The organism is Mycolicibacterium helvum (genome assembly GCF_010731895.1).
GTDB lineage: Bacteria > Actinomycetota > Actinomycetes > Mycobacteriales > Mycobacteriaceae > Mycobacterium > Mycobacterium helvum.
In genome coordinates, this window is the sequence record NZ_AP022596.1 from 5,826,460 (window position 1) to 5,848,578 (window position 22,119).

16 protein-coding genes and 2 rRNA genes are annotated in these 22,119 nt (G+C 64.0%); 5 read left to right on the plus strand and 13 right to left on the minus strand.

All coding sequences use genetic code 11. From position 1 onward, the window contains the following. Positions 1 to 44: 44 nt before the first annotated feature. The 4 genes from G6N38_RS27460 to G6N38_RS27475 all read right to left on the minus strand — a co-directional run bounded on the left by G6N38_RS27460 (position 45) and on the right by G6N38_RS27475 (position 7,374). Positions 45 to 3,160, minus strand: a 23S ribosomal RNA gene (locus G6N38_RS27460). Positions 3,161 to 3,544: 384 nt separating this feature from the next. Then, positions 3,545 to 5,064: ribosomal RNA gene (locus tag G6N38_RS27465) — 16S ribosomal RNA — on the minus strand. The 16S and 23S rRNA genes sit together here, the layout of an rRNA operon. Positions 5,065 to 5,463: 399 nt before the next feature. Further along, on the minus strand, positions 5,464 to 6,735 hold the full coding sequence (tyrS, locus tag G6N38_RS27470) for a tyrosine--tRNA ligase (protein WP_163751257.1): 1,272 nt from the start codon (positions 6,733 to 6,735) through the stop codon (positions 5,464 to 5,466). A gap of 27 nt (positions 6,736 to 6,762) precedes the next feature. Further along, a complete protein-coding gene (locus G6N38_RS27475; RefSeq protein ID WP_163751258.1) occupies positions 6,763 to 7,374 on the minus strand; it encodes a DNA-3-methyladenine glycosylase in 612 nt (203 codons plus the stop codon). A 59-nt stretch (positions 7,375 to 7,433) separates the two neighbouring features. Between G6N38_RS27475 and G6N38_RS27480 the strand changes: the two genes are divergently transcribed. From G6N38_RS27480 to G6N38_RS27490, 3 genes are read left to right on the plus strand one after another with little or no spacing between them, the layout of a single operon-like run. Then, the gene (locus tag G6N38_RS27480; protein WP_163751259.1) at positions 7,434 to 8,198 is read left to right on the plus strand and encodes an ABC transporter ATP-binding protein; all 765 of its coding nucleotides are present in this window, start codon (positions 7,434 to 7,436) and stop codon (positions 8,196 to 8,198) included. Further along, on the plus strand, positions 8,132 to 8,950 hold the full coding sequence (locus G6N38_RS27485; protein ID WP_163751260.1) for an ABC transporter permease: 819 nt from the start codon (positions 8,132 to 8,134) through the stop codon (positions 8,948 to 8,950). The genes G6N38_RS27480 and G6N38_RS27485 overlap by 67 nt, the downstream gene beginning before the upstream one ends. After that, positions 8,947 to 9,558 carry a TetR/AcrR family transcriptional regulator gene (locus G6N38_RS27490; RefSeq protein WP_163751261.1) on the plus strand — a complete coding sequence of 204 codons (612 nt, stop codon included), beginning with the start codon at positions 8,947 to 8,949 and terminating at the stop codon, positions 9,556 to 9,558. The genes G6N38_RS27485 and G6N38_RS27490 overlap by 4 nt, the downstream gene beginning before the upstream one ends. On the opposite strand, the gene G6N38_RS27495 is transcribed toward G6N38_RS27490, so the two are convergent. The 3 genes from G6N38_RS27495 to G6N38_RS27505 all read right to left on the minus strand — a co-directional run bounded on the left by G6N38_RS27495 (position 9,555) and on the right by G6N38_RS27505 (position 13,304). Continuing rightward, positions 9,555 to 9,755, minus strand: coding sequence for a Trm112 family protein (locus G6N38_RS27495; protein ID WP_163751262.1), 201 nt, complete (start codon positions 9,753 to 9,755; stop codon positions 9,555 to 9,557). The two genes, G6N38_RS27490 and G6N38_RS27495, sit on opposite strands and share 4 nt — an antisense overlap. 7 nt (positions 9,756 to 9,762) lie before the next feature. After that, a complete protein-coding gene (locus G6N38_RS27500) occupies positions 9,763 to 10,296 on the minus strand; it encodes a hypothetical protein (protein WP_163751263.1) in 534 nt (177 codons plus the stop codon). A 71-nt stretch (positions 10,297 to 10,367) separates the two neighbouring features. After that, a complete protein-coding gene (locus tag G6N38_RS27505; protein ID WP_246228107.1) occupies positions 10,368 to 13,304 on the minus strand; it encodes an acyl-CoA synthetase in 2,937 nt (978 codons plus the stop codon). Between the two features lie 161 nt (positions 13,305 to 13,465). Here G6N38_RS27505 and G6N38_RS27510 point away from each other — a divergent pair, with 161 nt between their 5' ends. Beyond that, entirely contained in the window at positions 13,466 to 15,241 is a 1,776-nt protein-coding gene (locus G6N38_RS27510; protein ID WP_163751265.1) for an ABC-F family ATP-binding cassette domain-containing protein, read from the plus strand. Here the strand turns inward: G6N38_RS27510 and G6N38_RS27515 are convergent, their stop codons facing one another. Next, positions 15,242 to 16,450 carry an MFS transporter gene (locus tag G6N38_RS27515; protein WP_163751266.1) on the minus strand — a complete coding sequence of 403 codons (1,209 nt, stop codon included), beginning with the start codon at positions 16,448 to 16,450 and terminating at the stop codon, positions 15,242 to 15,244. Between the two features lie 45 nt (positions 16,451 to 16,495). Between G6N38_RS27515 and G6N38_RS27520 the strand changes: the two genes are divergently transcribed. Then, positions 16,496 to 17,809: a hypothetical protein gene (locus tag G6N38_RS27520; RefSeq protein ID WP_163751267.1), complete on the plus strand. Its 1,314-nt coding sequence runs from the start codon at positions 16,496 to 16,498 to the stop codon at positions 17,807 to 17,809. On the opposite strand, the gene G6N38_RS27525 is transcribed toward G6N38_RS27520, so the two are convergent. From G6N38_RS27525 to G6N38_RS27545, 5 genes are read right to left on the minus strand one after another with little or no spacing between them, the layout of a single operon-like run. Next, positions 17,787 to 18,302, minus strand: a complete 516-nt coding sequence (locus G6N38_RS27525) for a hypothetical protein (protein WP_163751268.1) — start codon at positions 18,300 to 18,302, stop codon at positions 17,787 to 17,789. The genes G6N38_RS27520 and G6N38_RS27525 overlap by 23 nt on opposite strands. Next, complete coding sequence (locus G6N38_RS27530; protein WP_163751269.1) at positions 18,299 to 18,859, minus strand: hypothetical protein; 561 nt, start codon at positions 18,857 to 18,859, stop codon at positions 18,299 to 18,301. The genes G6N38_RS27525 and G6N38_RS27530 overlap by 4 nt, the downstream gene beginning before the upstream one ends. Continuing rightward, a complete protein-coding gene (locus G6N38_RS27535; protein ID WP_246227478.1) occupies positions 18,856 to 19,455 on the minus strand; it encodes a hypothetical protein in 600 nt (199 codons plus the stop codon). The genes G6N38_RS27530 and G6N38_RS27535 overlap by 4 nt, the downstream gene beginning before the upstream one ends. A 31-nt stretch (positions 19,456 to 19,486) precedes the next feature. Next, entirely contained in the window at positions 19,487 to 20,899 is a 1,413-nt protein-coding gene (gene argH / locus G6N38_RS27540) for an argininosuccinate lyase (protein ID WP_163751270.1), read from the minus strand. Continuing rightward, a complete protein-coding gene (locus G6N38_RS27545; RefSeq protein WP_163751271.1) occupies positions 20,896 to 22,104 on the minus strand; it encodes an argininosuccinate synthase in 1,209 nt (402 codons plus the stop codon). Before G6N38_RS27545 ends, argH begins: the two co-directional genes overlap by 4 nt. Positions 22,105 to 22,119: the final 15 nt, after the last annotated feature.

The following is a 22,119-nucleotide window of genomic DNA, read 5'->3' on the forward strand; positions in this document are numbered from 1 at the left end:
GCGTGTCTTACTTTTACCGAATCAAAAGGGTGTTTTGTTTTGGTTGTTGTAAGTTTTCGGCCGGTTAGTGCCAGTTCCCTGAACACCTTGCGGTGCGTGCAGGTCTGGTCTATCGATCCCGTGGTCTGCGGGGGGCCTTATCCCTCTAAAAAGGGTGAGAAACCTGGTCTTGGAGAAGGTTTCCCGCTTAGATGCTTTCAGCGGTTATCCTGTCCGAACGTGGCTATCCAGCGGTGCCCCTGGTGGGACAACTGGTAGACCAGAGGTTCGTCCGTCCCGGTCCTCTCGTACTAGGGACAGGTTTCCTCAAGTTTCTGACGCGCGCGGCGGATAGAGACCGAACTGTCTCACGACGTTCTAAACCCAGCTCGCGTGCCGCTTTAATGGGCGAACAGCCCAACCCTTGGGACCTGCTCCAGCCCCAGGATGCGACGAGCCGACATCGAGGTGCCAAACCATCCCGTCGATATGGACTCTTGGGGAAGATCAGCCTGTTATCCCCGGGGTACCTTTTATCCGTTGAGCGACACCCCTTCCACTCGGGGGTGCCGGATCACTAGTCCCGACTTTCGTCCCTGCTTGACATGTCCGTCTCGCAGTCAAGCTCCCTTGTGCACTTGCACTCAACACCTGATTGCCGTCCAGGTTGAGGGAACCTTTGGGCGCCTCCGTTACATTTTAGGAGGCAACCGCCCCAGTTAAACTACCCACCAGGCACTGTCCCTGGACCGGATATACGGTCCGAGGTTAGAAGTCCAATACGATCAGAGTGGTATTTCAACAATGACTCCACCCACACTGGCGTGTGAGTTTCACAGTCTCCCACCTATCCTACACAAACCGAACCGAACGCCAATACCAAGCTATAGTGAAGGTCCCGGGGTCTTTTCGTCCTGCCGCGCGTAACGAGCATCTTTACTCGTAGTGCAATTTCGCCGAGTCTATGGTTGAGACAGTTGAGAAGTCGTTACGCCATTCGTGCAGGTCGGAACTTACCCGACAAGGAATTTCGCTACCTTAGGATGGTTATAGTTACCACCGCCGTTTACTGGGGCTTAAATTCTCCGCTTCACCCCAAAGGGTTAACGGGTCCTCTTAACCTTCCAGCACCGGGCAGGCGTCAGTCCGTATACATCGTCTTGCGACTTCGCACGGACCTGTGTTTTTAGTAAACAGTCGCTTCTCACTGGTTTGTGCCACCCCCCACCGCTGCCCACCGCAAGGGTGATGACAGTAGGAGGTCCCCCTTCTCCCGAAGTTACGGGGGTATTTTGCCGAGTTCCTTAACCATAGTTCACTCGTACGCCTTGGTATTCTCTACCTGACCACCTGTGTTGGTTTGGGGTACGGGCCGTGTGTGTGCTCGCTAGAGGCTTTTCTTGGCAGCAAAGGATCACCGAATTCGCCTCACTCGGCTATGCATCACCTCTCAGGATATGTGTTGGACGGATTTGCCTATCCAACTCCCTACCGGCTTGCCCCAGTATTACCACTGACTGGTACGGCTACCTACCTGCGTCACCCCATCGCTTGACTACTACCCACCCGGGTCCCGCGCAGCCAGCAGTCCCCGCTCCCCGAAGGGATTGGTGGACCACCTTTTGGGCGGTTAGCAGAATGGATTCATCAGGGACGCTCATACACGGGTACGGGAATATCAACCCGTTGTCCATCGACTACGCCTGTCGGCCTCGCCTTAGGTCCCGACTCACCCTGGGCGGACTGGCCTGCCCCAGGAACCCTTGGTCTTTCGGCGGGCAAGGTTCTCACTTGCCTTATCGCTACTCATGCCTGCATTCTCACTCCCACACCCTCCACAGCTCCATTACCAGGCTGCTTCACCGGTGTGCAGGACGCTCCCTACCCATCCAACTCACGTTGAATGCCGCGGCTTCGGCGGTGTGCTTGAGCCCGCTACATTATCGGCGCACAATCACTTGACCAGTGAGCTATTACGCACTCTTTCAAGGGTGGCTGCTTCTAAGCCAACCTCCTGGTTGTCTCTGCGACTGCACATCCTTTTCCACTTAGCACACGCTTAGGGGCCTTAGCCGGCGATCTGGGCTGTTTCCCTCGACGTACGGAGCTTATCCCCCGCCGTCTCACTGCTGCGCTCTCACTTACCGGCATTCGGAGTTTGGCTGACGTCAGTAACCCTGTGGGGCCCATCGGCCATCCAGTAGCTCTACCTCCGGCAAGAAACACGCAACGCTGCACCTAAATGCATTTCGGGGAGAACCAGCTATCACGGAGTTTGATTGGCCTTTCACCCCTACCCACAACTCATCCCCTCAGTCTTCAACCTAAGTGGGTTCGGGCCTCCACGCGGTCTTACCCGCGCTTCACCCTGGCCATGGGTAGATCACTCCGCTTCGGGTCCAGAACACACCACTACACCAACCCCTACGGATTGGATACGCCCTATTCAGACTCGCTTTCGCTACGGCTACCCCACACGGGTTAACCTCGCGACATGTCCCTGACTCGCAGGCTCATTCTTCAAAAGGCACGCCATCACCCCACGTAAACGAGGGCTCTGACGGATTGTAAGCGCACGGTTTCAGGTACTATTTCACTCCTCCCGGGGTACTTTTCACCATTCCCTCACGGTACTAATCCGCTATCGGTCACTGGGAAGTATTCAGGCTTACCGGGTGGTCCCGGCAGATTCACAGCAAATTCCACGGGCTCGCTGCTACTCGGGTACCCATCACCACAGAGAACATGTTTTCACCTACGGGGCTCTCACCCACTACGGCAGACCATCCCAGGCCACTTCGGTTAACACATTCTTTTCTCACTGCAGCCCAGACCGGCAGATCTGAGAAGACAGGCCCCACAACACCGCACACACAACCCCTGCCGGGTATCACATGCATACGGTTTAGCCATCCTCCGCTTTCGCTCGCCACTACTCACGGAATCACTTACTTGTTTTCTCTTCCTACGGGTACTGAGATGTTTCACTTCCCCGCGTTCCCCCCCATACCCTATGTATTCAGGTATGGGTGACACGACATCACTCGTGCCGGGTTTCCCCATTCGGACATCCTCGGATCCACGCTCGGTTGACAGCTCCCCGAGGCATAACGCAGCCTCCCACGTCCTTCATCGGCTCCCAGTGCCAAGGCATCCACCATGCGCTCTTAAACACTTACAACACAAAAAACCAATTCGAAAAAAGAAATTGCACATCAACACACAAACCACGCCGAACCTCGTCAGAGGACCGACGCACCATTTGCGTGCTAGATGCTCGCAACCACTATCCACAAATCAAACACCACACCCCACCACCAAAGTGAGGCAACAACATGCCGACACCACCCAACGGTGACGCCACCCGGACAACCGGGCACGGGCTTGTTGTCTCAAAGCCCAATAGTGTGTCTGATGAATTTTCGCCGCCGGCATCCCCGCCGAACAACAGTCTGTCGTGCACCAGAACCCGATCCACTACAGATACGAGCCCATCCAACGAATCGCTTGAATCACCGAACCCCCACACGATGTGGGCGGGTCCAAGTCTCGTGGTGCTCCTTAGAAAGGAGGTGATCCAGCCGCACCTTCCGGTACGGCTACCTTGTTACGACTTCGTCCCAATCGCCGATCCCACCTTCGACGGCTCCCTCCCACAAGGGGTTAGGCCACCGGCTTCGGGTGTTACCGACTTTCATGACGTGACGGGCGGTGTGTACAAGGCCCGGGAACGTATTCACCGCAGCGTTGCTGATCTGCGATTACTAGCGACTCCGACTTCACGGGGTCGAGTTGCAGACCCCGATCCGAACTGAGACCGGCTTTGAAAGGATTCGCTCCACCTCACGGCATCGCAGCCCTTTGTACCGGCCATTGTAGCATGTGTGAAGCCCTGGACATAAGGGGCATGATGACTTGACGTCATCCCCACCTTCCTCCGAGTTGACCCCGGCAGTCTCTCACGAGTCCCCGCCATTACGCGCTGGCAACATAAGATAAGGGTTGCGCTCGTTGCGGGACTTAACCCAACATCTCACGACACGAGCTGACGACAGCCATGCACCACCTGCACACAGGCCACAAGGGAACCGACATCTCTGCCGGCGTCCTGTGCATGTCAAACCCAGGTAAGGTTCTTCGCGTTGCATCGAATTAATCCACATGCTCCGCCGCTTGTGCGGGCCCCCGTCAATTTCTTTGAGTTTTAGCCTTGCGGCCGTACTCCCCAGGCGGGGTACTTAATGCGTTAGCTACGGCACGGATCCCAAGGAAGGAAACCCACACCTAGTACCCACCGTTTACGGCGTGGACTACCAGGGTATCTAATCCTGTTCGCTCCCCACGCTTTCGCTCCTCAGCGTCAGTTACTGCCCAGAGACCCGCCTTCGCCACCGGTGTTCCTCCTGATATCTGCGCATTCCACCGCTACACCAGGAATTCCAGTCTCCCCTGCAGTACTCAAGTCTGCCCGTATCGCCCGCACGCCCACAGTTAAGCTGTGAGTTTTCACGAACAACGCGACAAACCACCTACGAGCTCTTTACGCCCAGTAATTCCGGACAACGCTCGGACCCTACGTATTACCGCGGCTGCTGGCACGTAGTTGGCCGGTCCTTCTTCTACAGGTACCGTCACTTGCGCTTCGTCCCTGCTGAAAGAGGTTTACAACCCGAAGGCCGTCATCCCTCACGCGGCGTCGCTGCATCAGGCTTGCGCCCATTGTGCAATATTCCCCACTGCTGCCTCCCGTAGGAGTCTGGGCCGTATCTCAGTCCCAGTGTGGCCGGTCACCCTCTCAGGCCGGCTACCCGTCGTCGCCTTGGTAGGCCATTACCCCACCAACAAGCTGATAGGCCGCGGGCCCATCCCACACCGCAAAAGCTTTCCACCACAACCCATGAAGGCCATGATCATATTCGGTATTAGACCCAGTTTCCCAGGCTTATCCCAAAGTGCAGGGCAGATCACCCACGTGTTACTCACCCGTTCGCCACTCGAGTACCCCGAAGGGCCTTTCCGTTCGACTTGCATGTGTTAAGCACGCCGCCAGCGTTCGTCCTGAGCCAGAATCAAACTCTCCAAACAAAAACCCCGGGACAAACCCGAAAGAATTCGAATCAGAACAAGCCTGAAACCAAACAAAAGACACCAAACAAACTGGCATCAAAAAAAAGCCACACCCCAACACGGGGGTATCAGAATGCGGCAAAAAACAACAACAAACTAAAAAAACCACCAAACACACTATTGAGTTCTCAAACAACACACCCCAGTACCCACTCGACCGCGCAGTAATCCCGCGACCCGAAGGCCGCGTACATATCGTGCGGACAAGAGGAACAACCCTGTTACCAGGTTTGATTCCCGGGAGGTCTTCGCGCTCCCCGGCTTGGCCGGGCCGCTCTGACTTGGAATAAGTTACGTGAGTGCTAACGGGGAGTCAAATCCGCTGCGTAACGCAGGTTTTCGACGCCGACAGGATCCTCAAACCCGCTGTACCCCAGCCACATTCCGCTTCCCGCGCCGCAGCACCATCCAGCGGCCGTGCAGAAAGTGGGACGGTTGTGCCACCCAGTCGTCGCTGTCGATCTTCTCGTTGTTGACTGAGACGCCGCCTTCGCTGATGGTGCGCTTGGCCTCTTTCTTGCTCGACGACAGACCCGTGGCCACCAAGAGGTCGACGATGCCGTCCGGGCTGCCCGGCCCCAACTCGGCCACTGAGGTTTCCCGCAGCGCCGCGGCCAGAGTCGGCTCATCGAGCCGGGAAAGTTCACCGCGGCCGAACAACGCCTGGGAGGCGTGTTCCACCGCCTCGGTCGCACCGGGGCCGTGCACCAGGGTCGTCAGCTCCCGGGCTAGCCGGCGCTGCGCCGCCCGCTCGTGCGGTCGAGTCGTGGTGGCCTCTTCGAGCTCGCCGAGCTCGTCAGCCGACAGGAAGGTGAACCAGCGCAGGTACTTGATCACGTCGGCGTCAGCGGTGTTGACGAAGTACTGGTACCACGCATAAGGGCTGGTCATCTCGGGATCCAGCCAGAGACTCCCCCCGCCGGTGGACTTGCCGAACTTCGTGCCGTCCGCGGAAGTGACCAACGGCACTGTCAGCGCGTGCACGGTCGCACCGACCGTCTGACGGACCAGTCGCACACCGGCGATGATGTTGCCCCACTGATCGGACCCACCGATCTGCAGCGCGCAGCCGTACCGCCGGTTGAGCTCCACATAGTCGTTGGCCTGCAGCAGCATGTAGCTGAACTCGGTGTAGGAGATGCCCTCCCCATCCAGCCGGCGGCGGATGGTGTCACGGTCGAGCATCACATTCACGGAGAAGTGCTTGCCGACATCACGCAGGAAATCGATGGCACTCAGCTGTGAGGTCCAGCTCAGGTTGTTCTCGACGACGGCACCACTGCCCGAATCGTCGAAATCGACGAACCGCTCCAACTGACCGCGAATCCGCTCGGCCCATTGCGCGACGGTGTCGGTGGTGTTCATCGTCCGCTCGCCGGTGTCACGAGGATCACCGATCATGCCCGTCGCACCACCGGCCAACACGATCGGGCGGTGCCCGGCCCGCTGGAATCGCCGAAGTGTGAGCAACGGCACCAGATTTCCCGCATGCAGGCTCGGCGCGGTGGGGTCGAATCCGCAATAGACGGTCATGGGCGGCTGCGCGGCTGCGGCGGCAAGCGCGTCGATATCGGTTGACTGGGCGATCAGCTCGCGCCAGCCCAACTCGTCGAGGATCGTCGTGGCCATGCGTTGATCTTCCCGTATGGGGTTCGCTCAGTCGCTCGCGCCCGGGAGTGGCGCGCGCGGACTGCGCCGGAAGGCCGACACTTCGGGACGTCCGGTAAGCCACAACCGCCACGGTCGATCGGCCGCCTGAGAGACCCCGACCCGCGGCCCGCAACTCTGGTGACCGCCTCCACCGAGTTGCAGCGTCACCGGAGATTCCGGGTCGAAGACGTCGACGCCGTTGTCCTCCATCACGACGCCAAGCGCCGAACACAGATTGCCGGGCCCGCGGGCCAGCGCCGTCGGGCGCACCAACGGACCGCGGCGGGCCTGGGCCACCTCCAGCCCCGACTCGATCGCGGCCGCCCGGATCAGGACCGCCGCGGCCGTTCCGTCCGGACCGCACACGACGTTGGCGCAGACATGAATGCCGTGGCTTCGATAGGTATAGAGCCGGCCGGGCGGACCGAACATCACCTTGTTGCGAATGCGCGGTCCCCGGAACGAGTGCGCGGCGGCATCCGGCCACGGCCCGTCAGACGGGCCGCCATAGGCCTCGACCTCAACGATCAGTGCGCTGACTCCGCGACAGCAGATCACCCCGCCAAGCAGCACGCGGGCCGCTGAGACCGGGTCGGTGTCCAGCAGATCGACACTCATCGGAGGAGATTCTGCCCCAGCCATTGACCCGCCGAAGTTCGGGGAGGATTATTCATCGTGTGATGAGTTCATCGAGCGATGAATTATTGACGAGCGGTGTCGAAGCCGCTGTTCACGTCGAGAACCTAAAAGTGGTCCGCGGCAAACGGGTCGCCCTGCACGACTTCTCCGTCCAGATCCCTCGCGGCACGATCACCGGACTTCTCGGCCCATCGGGCTGCGGCAAGACGACACTGATGCGCAGCATCGTCGGCACCCAGATCGTGGCTTCCGGAACCGTCACCGTGCTCGGACATCCGGCCGGCTCCCCCGCGCTGCGCCACCGCGTCGGCTACGTCACCCAAGACCCGACCATCTACAACGACCTGCGAGTCATCGACAACGTCCGCTATTTCGCGGCCCTCTACGGCGCGGCTGTGGCGACCGCCGACCGGGCGATCGACGACGTCGGACTGCTCGACCATGCCGAGGCCTATTGCGCCAATCTGTCCGGCGGGCAGCGCACCCGGGTCTCGCTGGCCTGCGCGTTGGTCAGCCAGCCCGACCTGCTGGTGCTCGACGAGCCGACCGTCGGGCTCGACCCGGTCCTGCGCGTCGACCTATGGAACCAGTTCGACAAGCTCGCCCGCCGGGGCACCACCTTGCTGGTGTCCAGTCACGTGATGGACGAAGCCGACCACTGCAACGACCTGCTGCTGATGCGCGAGGGCCGGCTGTTGGCCCACACCACCCCAGCCCGCCTGCGAGAGGACACCGGATGCACGTCACTGGAGGAAGCGTTCCTCTCCGTCATCACGCACAGCACCGCGGCCTCAGCAAGCTGAGCCCCCGGGCGTACCTGGCGACCACGACCCGTATCTTGCGCCAGCTGCGCGCCGACCACCGAAGTGTCGCAATGATCCTCGTGGTTCCGAGCGCGGTGATCACGCTGATGTACTTCATGTTCCACGATGTGCCGTCGTTCCCGGGCATGGTGTCGCCGTTCCAGACCGCGTGCCTGATCCTGCTCGGGCTGTTCCCGTTGTTCGTGATGTTCCTCATCACGTCGATCACCATGCAGCGCGAACGGGCGTCGGGAACCCTCGAACGCATCCTGACCACACCGCTGCGCCGACTGGATCTGCTGGCCGCCTACGGCACCGCCTTCTCGGTCGCCGCGGCTGCGCAGGCGATCCTGGCCTGCGTCGTGGCGTTCTGGCTGCTGGGCTTTGACACGAAGGGCAGTCCGGTCTGGGTGTTCCTCATCGCCGTCATCAACGCGGTCTTGGGCGTCGGACTCGGACTGCTGGCAAGTGCCTTCGCCCGCACCGAGTTTCAGGCCGTGCAATTCATGCCGGTGTTCATCGTCCCGCAGTTGCTGTTGGCCGGGATCATCGTGCCTCGTGATCAGATGCCGACCTGGCTGGAGTGGATCAGCAACGCCATGCCGGCCAGCTACGCGCTGGAAGCCCTGCGTGAAGTCAACGCCAACACCGGGTTGACCGATGTCGCCATCCGGGACATCGTCGTCGTCCTGGCGTTCGCAGTGGCAGCAATGGCGCTAGCTGCGGCGACCCTACGCCGGCGCACGCCGTGACCGCGGACCCGCAGCCGAAACGTCCCGGCCGCCCCCGCGGCACCACCGACACCCGGGACCGAATTCTGGCCAACGCACGGCAATTGTTCGCCCGAAACGGTATCGACAAAACATCGATCCGTGCGATCGCCGCTGCCTCCGGCGTCGACTCGGCATTGGTACACCACTACTTCGGCACCAAGCAGCAGCTGTTCGCCGCTGCGATCAACATTCCGATCGACCCGATGAGCATCCTGGTGCCGCTGCGGGATACCCCGGTCGAGGAACTCGGCTACGCCCTGCCGTCGATGCTGCTGCCACTGTGGGATTCGGAGATGGGCGCCGCGCTCATCGCCACAATCCGATCGCTATTGGCCGGCTCCGACGTCAGCCTGATCCGCTCGTTCCTGCAGGAGATCATCACCGCCGAAGTCGCACCTCGCATCGACAAGCCGCTGGGAAGCGGACGCCTGCGAGTGCAATTCGTGGCGTCGCAACTGGTGGGCGTGGTGATGGCGCGCTACATCATCGGGCTTGAACCGTTCGCATCGCTGCCTGCTGAACGGGTGGCCGCGACGATCGCACCCACCCTGCAGCGCTATCTCACTGGGGACTTGCCGGTGGATTAAGACCCCGACCGCGCGATCAGACGCTCGTGCTCTTCGGGGCCGATGTCGACCGCCTCGTCGACCAGCAACACCGGGATGCCGTCCTCGATGCGGTAGGCCTTGTGCAGCCGGGGGTTGTAGAGAACCTCATCGACGAGCACCAACGGACCGCGATCGGCCGGACACACCAGGATCTTCAGCAGCTTGTCGTCGAACACGATGCGATTACGGGCTCGGCGGGGCGGCCGCAGCCGGAGCACCGCTGCCGCCGATGGTAGGAGCGCCGTCGCTGGGCATCTGACCGGCGCCCATCACCGCATTGTTCTGCTGGCGCTGCTGCGCCTGCTGCAGGAGCTGCATCTGGGCGTAGATCTTCTGCTGGTAACCCAAGGTGTTCTGCAGCGCCTCGATCAGCGGCTTCTGGTTCGGCCGGTACTGCAGCGCGTTCTGGATCTCGGCGATGTTGGTGCGTGAGGGCTTGATGCCCTGGGCGCGCAACTTCATGACCTGCTTGATCAGGTTCGACAGCTGACCGCCACCGGCGCCCTGGTCGTACTCCTGGTCGATGAAGAGCAGCAACTGGTCGGCGCTCTGGAACTGCGGAACCCCATTGTCAGAGTTCGGGGTCGCCGGCGTGGTGACCGGATCGGCCAGCGCCTGCGGCGTGCCCATGCCGACCAGCAGCCCAGCGGTCAGGGCACCGATCGCCGTGCCGCGAACGGCGCGACGCCAGTGACGTGAAACGGCCTGGGTTGGCATGCATTCCTCCGACGCGTTGGCACCTGGGACTCTCGGCGAGCCTAACAGCGCTTCGCGACCTGGGCAGAAGCTCAGTCTTGGGTACCACCGAGATGAGCTCGTGCCGCAGCCGTCAAACGCTTGTACTTTCCCGTATCGGGCTCCAAATGCCAGGCGTTACGAGACGCCTTGGGCACTCCTTCGGCGCGCAACGCCGACGCCGTCGGCCGAGAGGTGGCGCTGAGCGGGATTTCCGGCACCACGTGGACGATGTCGGGCGCGGGTCCGACCGGCATCGCCGCGAAGGCGTCGGTGAGATCGGCGGTGGTGACGGCCATGCCGGGCCGCAGCGTGATCGCGGTAACCGCGATCGTGCCGCCTGGCACCTCGACGCCGTACGTCGCGGCGAGGTCCACGGCACTGATCCGGGTGACCGCATCGGTGACCGACTCCGGGAACACCACACCGCGCGCGGTGCGGATCAGCAAGGGCCGATTCCCCAGTAGCCAGAAGTCGCCGTCGGCGTCACGGCGGAACACGTATTCGGTGGAGATCCAGGTGTCACCAGAGGCGAAGACCCCCCGCTTGACCGACGCGGTCGGGTCGATCGGCCCCCACGGCCGGGCCAACAGCACACCGACCTGGTTGGGTTCGGCGACCACGACGAACCCCCGGTCGTCCTCCAGGATCAGGTCATCCATGGCCTCGTAGGCAGCCAGTTCCACCTGGCCGCCGCCGGGCAGCGGGCGGCCCTTGCTGCCCACCTTGGCGCCGGACACGTTGGCCAAGACGGCCTGCCCATCGGTGGTGGCGAAGAACTCCACGATGCTGGCCGGCGCGAACGCCTCGACGGTCCGCAGCCACAGGCCCGGCGGCATTCCCGAGCCGATGAACAACCGGACCGGATGGTTGCCATGCAGGAAGAGGGCCGGGTCGGCAGTGTCATCCACGACGTCACGCAACATCGTCCAGGTGTAGGACACGACGGTGACCCCGTACTGACGGACTTCAGCGCGGAAGCGGTCGGGTTGCAGCCCGCGCGACAGGGCGATCCGGGCGCCGCCGACAACCGCGCCACCGAGGCTGACCAGCAGCCCGGATTGGTGGTGCAGCGGGGTCAGGCAGTAGACAGTGTCGCTGCGCCCCAGTGCCGCGGCCGACGCGGTGCCGAATGCCGACAACGCCCACCGATAGTTGGTCATCTGCTTGGGTACCAAAACGCCGCCGACCGAATTGAAGGCGACGAAGGCCAGGTCCCGGGCGAAGCCAGGATTGGGCCGGTACCAACCCGGCAGCTCCACTGCGTCCGGATCGATCTTCTCCATGTCGATGACATTGCTGCCTTCGGGCAGATTCAGGTCGCGGCTCTCGCCGCCGCCGAGGACCAGTGCCTGGACCGGCAGCGCGAGTGCCGCTTCGAGGTTGCCAGGGTCGGTGATGACCTCGGTGACCCCACCCAGCCGGACCGCCTCCCCGAGGTCGGCGTCCGGCGGCATCAGGACGGCCACCGCGCCCAGCCGGGACAGCGCGGCCATCGCCACCAGCGCCGACGGCCGGGTGTCCATCAGCACACCGACCCGTCCGCCCTGGCGTACGCCGACGCCGATCAGCCCGCGGACCACGTTGTTGATCCGGCGGTTGACTGCCTCGTAGGTGTGCACCCGGCCGTCGAACAAAAGAAACTCGCCGTTGGGGGCGCCGTTGGCCTGCTCATCGATGATGCGGCCCAGCGAGATGCGGGTGTGGTCGTTGATCTGCCCCAGCCGGGTCAGCCGTGGCAGCGTACGGGCGGTTTCCACCGCCAGCGTGCGCGCCGACTTGTTGGCGTTGACCACCGCGTCTGCCGCACCGCGCGCCAGCGACAGCGCGAGCCCTGAGGCTTCGGCCACGCTGTGCATGAGCCGCGCGGACAGGGCCACCCCGGATTCGTCGGGCTCGGCGGTGCTGTCCTGCATCGGCGCGATATTGGCCGGCCGGGAGTCCTGGCCGGCCAGCCAGCGCACCCAGTCCGCCACCGTCGGCCACGTCGCCGTCGCCGCCTTGGACCCGACGACCAGGCCGAAGTGACCAGCTCGGATCATCACCTCGTAGACATCGGCGGCGGGTGCAGCGCGCTTGATGCCGCGAACCGAGGCCGGTTGGCCGATGTCGTCGACCTCGCCGACGAACGCCAACACCGGGCAGGTGATGTCGGACAGCGTCACCAGCTGGCCGTTGATCGCGAACCCGCCCGACATCATCCGGTTGTGGGCGATGAACTGCTTGAGCAGTTCGGACACCGCCGGACCGGACCAGGCGATCCAGCCCTCCGAATCCAGGAACCGCCGCTGCTGCTCCCGTGGCAGCAAGGCGTCCCGGTCATGTAGCTGGAACAGGAAATCCAGGCGCGCCTTGGCTGTTTTGAGCGGGTCCAGCATCTGAAATCCGGTGCGCGCCAACCAGCCTGGAATGTCAATGCGGTTGAAGACATGGTCGGCCATGAAGTCGGCGGCGACCGCACCCAGATTCGGCGGAATGCCCATTGGCAGGGCCGCCAGAGTGTCCACCGGGGAGCCGAACGCCACGATGCTGGCGATGTCCTTGGTGCGCCGGTAGGCCGCGGTCTGATAACAGAACATGCCGCCTTGGGAGTAGCCGGCCAGATGCACGCTCTGGCCGGTGGCGTCCTTGACGGCGTCGATGGCCTCGCTGAGCGCCACGATGTGGTCGGTGAGGTTGCGTTCCATGCCGCCCTCGACCTCGTCGGGCGAACCGAAGTCGATGACCCACGGGTCGATGCCCGCCTCGTGCAGGATGCCGACGGCGCCGTCTTCGCGGGTGACGTCCCACATGTTCGCCGACATCATCATCGGGTGGACCATCAGAACCGGCGGCCCGGCGGGCGGCCGGCCCGGCCGGTTGTCCGGCGGGAAGTAGCGCCGGAGCTTGTACATCGGCTTGTTTTCGACGATCTGGTGCGGCGAGGGCACCGCGCCGGTTTCCAGACCGCCCCAGCGCAGTACCTCGAAACCGTTCTGCGCCGTCGCCATCAGGCGTTCAACAGGCCTGGTGACCGCCGACAACTTCAGATCCACGGGTCTTCTCCCCTGTCCCACGTCCCTGCCGCATAAGGCCCCGACAGCCAGCACATCATGGCATAACGCCGATCTGTGTCCCGCTGCTTTGGTGGGGCACCAGTACCCTCATCCCAGTGGCACACCTGCTCGGCGCTGAAGCGCTCCATCTCGAGTATCCGACGCAGGTGGTCTTCGAATCCGTGACCGTCGGCGTCAACGACGGCGCCCGGATCGGCATCGTCGGGCGCAATGGCGACGGCAAGTCCAGCCTGCTGGGCATGCTCACCGGACGCATCTCGCCCGACGCCGGCCGGGTGACCCTGCGCGGCGGGCTGCGGGTGACCGCACTGGACCAGGCCGACACCATGCCCCCAGAAGCCACCGTGGGCGCGGTGCTGGTCGGCGACCTGCCCGAACATGAGTGGGCCGGCAACCCCCGCATCCGCGATGTCGTCGCCGGTCTGGTTTCCGATATCGACTGGCAGACCCCGGTGGGCCAACTCTCCGGCGGCCAGCGCCGCCGCGTCCAGTTGGCCGAGCTGCTGATCGGCGACTGGGATGTGATCGCCCTCGACGAGCCGACCAACCACCTCGATATCGAGGGCATCACCTGGCTGGCCGAGCACCTCAAGACCCGCTGGCCGCGCAACTCCGGCGGTCTGCTGATCGTCACCCACGATCGGTGGTTCCTCGACGAGGTCGCCAACACGACGTGGGAGGTGCACGACGGGATCGTCGAACCATTCGACGGTGGCTACGCGGCATACGTGTTGCAACGCGTCGAACGTGACCGCGTCGCCGCGGCCGCCGAGGCCAAGCGGCAGAACCTGATGCGCAAGGAGCTCGCCTGGCTGCGCCGCGGGGCACCGGCACGAACCTCGAAACCGAAGTTCCGCATCGACGCGGCCAACCAGCTGATCGAGGACGTGCCGCCGATCCGCAATGGTGTCGAGCTGGCCAAACTGGCCACCTCTCGGCTGGGTAAAGATGTCATCGACCTCCTCGACGTTTCGGTGGCCTACGACGGGAAACCCGTTCTGCGCGATGTGGAATGGCGTATCGGCCCCGGTGAGCGCACCGGCATCGTCGGCGCCAACGGCGCGGGTAAGTCGACGCTACTGGGATTGATCGCCGAGACGGTAGCCCCCGATTCCGGTCGGGTCAAGCGCGGCAAGACGGTGCGACTGGCGATGCTCGATCAGCAGTCCAGCCAACTCACCGATATCGCCGGCGATATGGTTCGCGAGGTCGTCGGCAGGCTGCCGGCCGGCTATCAGGTCGAGGGCAAGGAGCTGACTCCTACACAATTGTTGGAGCGCTTGGGTTTTCGCCGTGAGCAGTTGTCCTCGCGGGTAGGCGAGCTTTCCGGCGGGCAGCGCAGGCGCCTGCAGCTCATGCTGACGTTGCTCGAGGAACCCAACGTCCTGGTGCTTGACGAGCCGACCAACGATGTCGACATCGATATGCTCTCGGCCACTGAGGATCTGCTCGACTCGTGGCCCGGCACGTTGATCGTGGTGTCCCACGACCGGTATCTGCTGGAACGGGTCACCGATCAGCAGTACGCGATCCTCGACGGACACCTGCGTCATCTGCCAGGCGGTATCGACGAGTATCTGCGGATCAAGGCACGCAGCGAGACGGGCGGTGCGTCAACGTCGACTCGCGAGCCCGCCACCCAGGCACTTTCCGGTGCCGAATTGCGCAGTGTGGAAAAGGAAATCGCGTCCCTGGACCGGGCGCTGGTCAAGCTGTCCGACCGGGTCAACGCCAAACACGTCGAGCTGGCCGAGTTCGACCAATCTGATCATGTCGGCCTGGGCCGATTGACGCAGGAACTTCGCGAACTGGAGGCCGAGGTGGCCGACAAAGAGAACCGGTGGCTCGAGCTGTCGGAATTGGTCGACTAGCTAATCGACTGCGCGGCCATCCGATACCGGATACCGGCCGACCAGCAGCAGACCACTCGCTGCGACCAGCCCCGCAATCAGGATGGCAACGCTGACCACCTGTTTTTCGGCGATGACACCGAATGCGACGCTGCCCAGTGCCATCGAGCCCTGCAGAGTCATGTTGTAGAACGAGGTCATCAGCCCCCGCATGCGCTCCGGCGATGACGTCTGCACCGAGTACTGGTGGCTGACACTGAGGACGCTCCAGGAGAAGCCGAAGAACAGCAGAAATGACGCATCGAGCAGCATGCTGTCCCACCGGCTGATGCCCAGCACGGTGGCCGAGAATACCGCCAGCGCACCGGTTGTCAGCACATTGATTCGGATGTGGCGTTGCAGCAGCGGCATGACCGACACGCCCGTCGCGGTTCCGATGCCCAGGGCTGTCAACAGTCCGCCGTACCCGATCACCCCGGTCTGAATATTGTCCCGCGCCTCCAGCGGCAGCAGCGCCAGCACCCCGCCGACCGGGGCCATCAGCACGGCCGAGCGAATCATCGGGCCGTACAGTGCCGGCGATTTCCTCAAGTACTGCCACCCGTCGCGCAACGACCGGGTGACGGCCACACGCTGTTCGGCTGCGCCGGCTGCCGGTTTGGGCACATGACGCAACGCGAGGATCATCACGAGGTGCGAAAGCACCCGCACCGCGAAGACGAACGCCGCGCCGACGACCATGAGGAAGCCGCCGATGATCGGGCCGATCGCCTGGGCAAGCTTGCTGCTCAGCGCATTGAACGAAATCGCGGCGACGAGCTTGTCTTCTGGCACCATGTCGTGCAGGAACGGCTTCCAGGCCGACTGCTGGACCACCAGCCCGGCTCCGATCAGGAACAGCAGTGTCAACAGCGGCCACGGGGTGAGGTGGCCGAGCCACTCGATCAGCGCCAAGACGACGGCCAAGGAACCCATCCACAGGTGGGCGACGACGAGCAGCCTGCGATGACCGATGCTGTCGGAGATGATGCCCACCGGGATGCCGAGCACCAGGAACGGCAGGCTGGTGGTGGCCTGCACCAGGCTGACAAGGACCGCATTGCTGGTCAGCGACGTCATGATCCAGCCGGCGGCCAGCAGTAGCATCACCTGGCCCAGATTCAGCACCAGATTGGCCGACCACAGGTCGCGGAATTGGCGCTGGCGAAACAGCCCGTATCCCCCACCCACCCCGAGAAGTTATCAGTACCGGAGTTGATTCCTAGACTGTCCACCATGGGCTACCTGTTGCGGCCGTTCAGCGTCTGGGCACGGTACTTCCCGCAACTGCTTGCCTGCTATCTGCTGGGTCTGCTGGGCCGGCACCTGGCGATCGATTGGGCAGCGTGGGCCGGCTACGACAACGACTGGTGGGCCTCGCTGATCATGCCGCTGGCGGGCATGGCGCGGCTGGGCTCGTACGTGGCGATGTTCCTGGTGCTGCGCCCGGCTTTTCCGGTGCTGGCCACGCTCGGCCGGCGCCCGGCCCGCAGCATCGATCTGTTTTCCACCGTCATCGTGCCGTTCTTCGCGATCTATCTGGCCTGGCAGATGTTCCGGGAGGACTGGCTCGCTTTCGAGAGCCGAGCCCTGATCTATCGCGTCGGTGACTCGATGACAGCCGTGGCAGCCGGAGCTCCACCGACTGATCTGCATCCGCAATCGCTGCCCGTCGGGGCGGTCACCTGGGTCCTGATCGCGGCGGCATTGGTGACCCGCACGGCACTGAGCAAGCTCAAGGACCGGTTGCCGTCGTGGCTCGTCGCGATCCGGCTCTATGTCGATGCGCTATGGGTGTTCTTGGTGCTGAGCTTCTCGGTCAATCAGGGTTTGACGGTACTCATCAATCCGGCCGGGTGGATTGCGCAGCGCCGAATCATAGTGTGGCTCAGCACCACCCGCGCCGACCTGTTCTCTCATTTCGCGCCGCTGGAGAAAGCCTGGGACGCCGCCATGTGGATGCTGCGCACCGCGTTCGGCGGCGCGGCTGTCCCGCTCATCTGGCTGGCGCTGGCCGGCATCGTCTACGGCGTCACCGTGACTACCGACTGGCGCAAGGTGGCCCAGCGCGTCGTCGGCCGTCGTGCCGATGTGGTCTTCGAGCGATCCGCCCCGGCCGGCAAGCGGTGGCAGAAACGCTGGACCGTCTTACCGAAGACGCTGCGGGAGAAAGTCACCGACCACGCAATCGAGCAACTCGGCAAATTCCGGCCGATCACCGACTCGGCACGCATCGTGCTGCACGCCGGCGCATTGGCACTGGCGCTCTACGTACTGGCCTATGCCGGCCTGGCGTGGCTGGATATGACCGGCAGCTTCTACCGGGCCCAGCTCGGCGACGGCTATCTGCTGCGCGGTGCGGCCTGGCTGCTGGGCCCGCACCCAGAACCGTTCTGGGACGGGTTCGGCCAGACGCTGAGCCTCATTTCGCACGCCATCATCGAACCGCTGCGAATCTGCCTGATCGCCAGCACTTTTGCGTATTGCCTGGAGCAGGTCGCCCCGGATCCGGCGCCACCGCAGCCAGCTACAGCTGCAGCCGCACCCTGATCCGACCGTCCAAATCGACCACGTCGACCGCGGTCGGCACGACGTCACGCGGCAGCAGGAAGCTGAACTGCACCGGCCCTGTGCCCGTGCACCGGTCGGACGCGCCATCTGGCACCTGCGGCCCGTACCCCGTCATCCCCTCGGCCTGCCAGCGGCGCAGACCATCGGTGATCATGCCGATGCACATGTCGCCTTCGGGCGCACCGGTGCGGTCGATAGCGACCACCTGCAGCACCGTGCCGACCGGCAATGGCTTGGCTCCCGAACGAGTCGCCTTGTTGAGGTGCCGGACCCCGGTGATGGTCCAGGTCTGCCCGTCGAACGACCCTGTTGCGCCCGCGGCGACGACATGGGCCGGGACGACGGTATGGCGGTAGCGCGACCAATCCGGAGCCAGTTCGGTCACCACCAGAACCGTGAGCGCCAAGGCGACAACGACGGCGCCGATGATGTTGCGCTGCCACAACGCGGCGGGCGCCCGGAGCCGGCTCATCGTGGCACAGTCTCGGCCGGCGGGATGACGATCGAGTGCGACCGGTTGACGCTGGCGTCGGCGAGCGGGATGTCCATGACCAGGCGCGAGCTGAGCCGCTCATCACCGCCCCACACCCGAAGCACCACCGATTTCACCGAGTTCAGCACGTCGACCGGAACATCGAATATCCACACGCAACGCAGCGTGAGACCGGGCTGCACCAGTCCGTTGGTCGACAACAGCCGATCGGTCGGTGCGTAGGTGTTGGGTCCCACCAGTAGGTCGGCGCGCGGCAGCACAGGCGCATTCGTGGCATCCAGCGAGGTCGCGGCCATCAGCCACGTTCCGGCCGCGGCGATCTGTTTGTTTGACGGCGGCTTCTCGATCGTCGGGGCGATAGCCGCACCGGTCACGGTTGCCGACAGGTTGTCTCCGACCGCCGCGGTGTTGATCCCGGCATGGACATCGAACGGCGCATAGATGCTGGACTGGGCGGGCAGGTGATGCCAGATCAGTGCGGCCAGTGCGACCGCGACAACGGTGAGCACTGCCGCACCTGCGAACCGGCGACTCACGGTGCAACCTTGACAGGGACGCTGACCTGCCCGTAATCGGTGAGACTGTCCACCCAGGTCTGGCCGTAGGTGACCATCAACTCGTGGAACTGTTTCTTCCAGATCCGCAATGTCACCGAATCACCGTCGCGCAGTGCGTTTTCCGGCAGCGTCCACATTGTGGCGACCTGCTCGCTCAGGCCCGGCCCGAGCCGGGTGATGCGGCTACCGTCGGCGATCCGGAATACCCCGAAGAAGCGTTTGCCCGGCTCGTCATGAAGATCGAGTTCATTGTCGACGGAGGCAGGTACGGTGCCGTCGTTGCGCAGTGTCGCGGCGACGGCAAGGTAGCGCAAACCCGCTGCCTTCGGTGCCACCAGCCACGTGCCCGCACGGACCTCGCGAGGAAACGACGCGCGGTCGATGGTGACGGTGAACGCGCCGTCGCTGAACTCCTCACCCGGTTTGAACGGTGTCACCGTGGTGCTGACGGTGTCCAGGCCACCGAACAATGCGGTGGCCGCCAGGACCGCCACCGTCAGCAGTTGGCCCATCTGCGAGAACCCAAGACCGGCGAACCAGCGCCGGATGCGCCCCCCACCCGGTGTGCCCGCCACGAAAGCGATCGTAATAGGTCTCGCGGCGTGGTCAGCGTCGCAAACGAACCCGCAATCTCTCGGCGGTCTCTCGCACGACACCAAGCTGGTTGGCGACCTGCACCGGGGCTGTTCCGCCGCGGGCGTCGCGGGAGGACACCGATCCTTCGACAGTTAGGACCTCACGCACCTCGGGGGTGAGTTCGGCGCTGATCTGAGCCAGCTCGTCGCCGGTCAGCTCATCGAGCCCGACCCCGCGACCCTCGGCGACACGCACCGCTTCACCGGCGGCTTCGTGCGCGACCCGGAACGGCACCCCGCGGCGCACCAGCCATTCGGCGACATCGGTGGCCAGGGTGTAGCCGGCGGGGGCCAGCGCGGCCAACCGTTCGGTGTCGAATACCAGGGTGGCGACCAGCCCGGCCATCGCGGGCAGCACCAGCTCCAGCTGCGCGACGGAGTCGAACACTGGCTCCTTGTCTTCCTGCAGGTCCCGGTTGTAGGCCAGCGGCTGAGCCTTCAGGGTGGCCAGCAGGCCGGTGAGGTTGCCGATCAGCCGGCCGGACTTGCCGCGCGCCAGCTCGGCGATATCCGGGTTCTTCTTCTGCGGCATGATCGAACTGCCGGTCGACCAGGCGTCGTGCAGCGTGGCATAACCGAATTCGGTTGTGCTCCACAAGATGATGTCCTCCGCTAACCGGGACAGGTCGACGGCGATCATCGCCAGCACGAAGGCGGCCTCGGCGGCGAAGTCGCGGGATGCGGTGGCGTCGATCGAATTATCTGCCGCCGCAGCGAATCCCAGTTCCTCGGCGATGGCGTCGGGGTCCAGGCCCAGCGACGAACCGGCGAGCGCACCCGAACCGTAGGGCGATACCGCGGTGCGGTCGTCGAAATCGGCGATGCGGTCGACGTCGCGCAGCAGCGGGTGGGCATGGGCCAGCAGATGGTGTGCCAACAGGACCGGCTGGGCAGCCTGCAGGTGGGTTTTGCCGGGCATGATCGCGGTCGGGTGCGCGGCGGCCTGCGTCGCCAATGCCGACACCACCTCCAGGGCACCATCGGCGACGCGGCGCATCGCGTCGCGCAGCCACATCCGAAACAGCGTGGCCACCTGATCGTTTCGGGACCGGCCCGCCCGCAACCGGCCCCCGAGGTCGGGGCCGACGCGGTCGATAAGGCCGCGCTCGAGCGCCCCGTGCACGTCCTCGTCGGTGACCAGCGGCGTGAAGCTGCCGTCGGCGACGTCTCGGCCCAGGCTATCCAGACCGGCCAGCAGGCCGTCACGCTGCTCATCAGTCAGCAGACCCGCCCGGTGCAGCACTTTTGCGTGCGCCTTGGAGGCAGCGACGTCGTACGGCGCGAGCACCCAGTCGAAGTGCGTGGACTTGCTCAGCGCCGCCAGCGCCGGCGCGGGCCCGTCAGCGAAACGCCCACCCCACAGCGAGCCCTCGTTGGTGCTCACGTCTGATTGCCTGCCAGGTCCCGGCGGGCGGCGATCTTCGACGACAGGCCGTGCACGTGCACGAAGCCCTTGGCCGACGACTGGTCGAAGCTGTCGCCCTCGTCGTAGGTCGCCAGGTTGAAGTCGTACAGCGAGGTCGGGCTGCGCCGGCCGTTGACGGCGATATGTCCACCGTGCAACACCATCCGGATTTCGCCGGTCACATGCTCCTGGGTGTTGGCCACGAAGGCTTCCAGTGACCGCTTCAGCGGCGAGAACCACAAGCCGTCGTACACCAGCTCGCCCCACTTGCGGTCGGTGGTGCGCTTGAACCGGCCGAGCTCGCGCTCCAGCGTCACATGCTCGAGTTCGGTGTGGGCGGTGATCAACACCATCGCACCTGGGGCCTCGTAGATTTCGCGGCTCTTGATACCTACCAGCCGGTCCTCGACGACGTCGAGGCGGCCGACCCCCTGGGCACCGGCGCGCCGGTTGAGCTCGACGATCGCCTCCAGCACCGTGACGGGATTGCCGTCGATCGACACTGGCACACCGTGCTCGAAGCCGACGATCACCTCGTCGGGGGTGTTCCAGTTGAGCGTCGGGTCCTCGGTGTAGTCGTAGACGTCCTTCGTCGGGGCGTTCCAAAGGTGTTCCAGGAAGCCGGTTTCCACCGCGCGGCCCCACACGTTCTGGTCGATGGAGAACGGCGAACGCTTGGTGACGTTGATCGGGATGGCGTTCTCCTCGGCGAACGCGATCGCCTTCTCCCGGGTCCAGGCGTAGTCACGGACCGGGGCGAGCACCTCCAGATCAGGTGCCAGCGAGGCGAATCCGACCTCGAAGCGCACCTGGTCGTTGCCCTTACCGGTGCAGCCGTGCGCGACGATCCCGCCGCGGTGTTCGCGCGCCGCGGTCACCAGGTGCTTGACGATCAGCGGCCGGCTCAGCGCCGATACCAGCGGGTAGCGGTCCATGTAGAGGGCGTTGGACTGGATGGCCGGCAGGCAATACTGCTCGGCGAACTCGTCGCGGGCATCGACCACAACCGCTTCGACGGCACCGCAGTCCAGGGCGCGCTGGCGAACGACCTCCATGTCCTCGCCACCCTGGCCGAGGTCGATGGCCACAGCCACCACCTCTTTGCCGGTCTCCTTGCCGATCCAGCTGATGGCCACCGAGGTGTCCAGGCCGCCGGAATACGCCAAGATGACGCGTTCGGACATGAAGTGCTCCTTTGT

Coding starts and splice junctions, on each gene's coding strand:
- G6N38_RS27525 (WP_163751268.1), bottom strand. CDS start 18,302: ATGAGCCGGCTCCGGGCGCCCGCCGCGTTGTGGCAGCGCAACATCATC.
- tyrS (WP_163751257.1), bottom strand. CDS start 6,735: ATGGCCACGACGATCCTCGACGAGTTGGGCTGGCGCGAGCTGATCGCC.
- G6N38_RS27500 (WP_163751263.1), bottom strand. CDS start 10,296: ATGCCAACCCAGGCCGTTTCACGTCACTGGCGTCGCGCCGTTCGCGGC.
- G6N38_RS27485 (WP_163751260.1), top strand. CDS start 8,132: ATGCACGTCACTGGAGGAAGCGTTCCTCTCCGTCATCACGCACAGCAC.
- G6N38_RS27475 (WP_163751258.1), bottom strand. CDS start 7,374: ATGAGTGTCGATCTGCTGGACACCGACCCGGTCTCAGCGGCCCGCGTG.
- G6N38_RS27520 (WP_163751267.1), top strand. CDS start 16,496: ATGGGCTACCTGTTGCGGCCGTTCAGCGTCTGGGCACGGTACTTCCCG.
- G6N38_RS27545 (WP_163751271.1), bottom strand. CDS start 22,104: ATGTCCGAACGCGTCATCTTGGCGTATTCCGGCGGCCTGGACACCTCG.
- G6N38_RS27505 (WP_246228107.1), bottom strand. CDS start 13,304: ATGGCGACGGCGCAGAACGGTTTCGAGGTACTGCGCTGGGGCGGTCTG.